This is a genomic window from Pantoea sp. SIMBA_079, assembly GCF_046940275.1.
Lineage (GTDB): Bacteria > Pseudomonadota > Gammaproteobacteria > Enterobacterales > Enterobacteriaceae > Pantoea > Pantoea borealis.
This window is the reverse complement of record NZ_JAWRYR010000924.1, coordinates 1-236: the sequence shown is the minus strand read 5'-3', so window position 1 is coordinate 236 and position 236 is coordinate 1. Positions and strand designations below refer to the sequence as shown.

Sequence of the window (236 nt, the reverse complement as noted above, 5' to 3'; positions counted from 1 at the left end):
CGCCGGTAAGCATGACCCGATAGCGGCCAAACCGCTGAATGATTTTATCGCCGGTCAGCCGTCCAATCGTCATGGCAACCGCGAACACCGCATAGCCCAGCCCGGCATAGGCCACGCTGATGCCCGGCCTCTGCAGCAGCAGCAGGGCGCTCCCGTCCAGCACGGCGCCTTCGGCGAGGAACAGAATACAGCAGCGACAGCCGAGAAAAGCGACCCAGCCACGCGGGATCACCAGC

1 pseudogene is annotated in these 236 nt (G+C 64.4%); it reads right to left on the bottom strand.

Features of this window, described 5'->3' with window-relative positions:
- Window positions 1-236, bottom strand: a pseudogene (locus SB719_RS22635) (MFS transporter); the annotation flags it as partial.